1 protein-coding gene is annotated in these 1,330 nt (G+C 42.3%); it reads right to left on the minus strand.

The features are described 5' to 3' along the window. Nucleotides 1–295: 295 nt before the first annotated feature. Nucleotides 296–1,147: a transposase gene (locus tag QUA80_RS33560; RefSeq protein ID WP_333429211.1), complete on the minus strand. Its 852-nt coding sequence runs from the start codon at nucleotides 1,145–1,147 to the stop codon at nucleotides 296–298. Between the last annotated feature and the right edge of the window lie 183 nt (nucleotides 1,148–1,330).

The raw sequence follows: 1,330 nt of genomic DNA on the forward strand, positions 1-1,330 counted from the left end.
CTGAGTTTCACACGTTTGATATTGTAAAGAAAGTCCCTCTTGACGAGCGATCACTCTTCTTAACTTGTCACCAATGATTCCACCCCATCCTAATTTTTGAGCTTCGATAGCTGCATACCTTCTTTTATCCGTATCCGCTCAATAAATCGGGGTAACAGCAAAAAAAGAAGGTTCACAATCTAGGCACAGCATAGTAGACTGTAGTTTAGACTAACCAAAGATGAGAACGGTGGCAAAAGAAGAACTAGGGCGTCGGTTCAGTATTAGGAGTTGACAAAAAAAGGACTTTATGAAATTAGCCAGTCCATGAGTTCGACTTTATACCTGGTGTAATTGGCCGAACCTTATCCATTCGAGCAATGACATGAAGATTATGGACAACAGCGACTCGGCGTAGATCTAAGAGATTTTTCCGCTGTCCAATATAGCGAGCACGGTTTCCCTGCCAATGCCCAATATGAGCCAGAGAGTGTTCAACTGTAGTACGTTTTCTTAAGTTTTTTCGACCAATAGCAGTGGATTGACGTACTCGCAACTCTTGCATTAAGGCTTCATCAGGATGAATTGATACAGTCCGTCCTCTTTTACTATTCGTGCAACCAGACCTCAGAGGACAAATCGCACATTCACTCGCCGGAAAATGAACAACTTTCCCGGGTTCAAATGGGATACTTACCTGATTGGGACAGCTAATTAAATGCGTATCCCAGTCAAGAAAAAAAGAATTTTTATCAAACCGTCCAGAATTTCTGACCGGCCATGCCTTGCAAAATATCTGTAATTTATCATCCCGTTGTGTCACCCAATGACTAGATAAATAAGCCCGGTCAATATGTAACTCGGCTAGGTGAATATTTTGAAATTTTAAGTCACGTTCTAGGTCAACTGTAGCAGCGGATTCTGGAGTATTTGCGCGAGTCAACGCCACCGCGCAAACTACACCACTCTCTAAATCTTTGAGGATGTGGCGTTTATATCCATCTATTTTGTTACACCGACTTTTACGCCCATGTCGCATATCAGCGTCCTCAATAGAAATGCGACGGTCTTTGGCTACCCCTTGGCTTAGAGTCGGAACTCCTTGAGAGTCTAAAGTTACATTCTGAGCTTCAATTACTCGAGCAACATCCAGAGTCTCTTGAGCCATTTCAAAATTTTCACAATCCGACTGGCTTGGGAGCCATTCTTCTACAGAATCTAAGCTGTTTAGGATAATTGAAAGTGCGTTTTGACGTTCTAATGGATTATCCCAATTTATCGCTCTTCCATCACTCTAAGCAGAAGAAAATAAGAAATATTCGGATTCAGTGCTCTCTGGGATAGCACCTCG

Source organism: Microcoleus sp. F4-D5 (assembly GCF_036704885.1).
In the GTDB taxonomy this organism is placed as follows: domain Bacteria; phylum Cyanobacteriota; class Cyanobacteriia; order Cyanobacteriales; family Microcoleaceae; genus Microcoleus.

Coding starts and splice junctions, on each gene's coding strand:
- QUA80_RS33560 (WP_333429211.1), bottom strand. CDS start 1,147: ATGGCTCAAGAGACTCTGGATGTTGCTCGAGTAATTGAAGCTCAGAAT.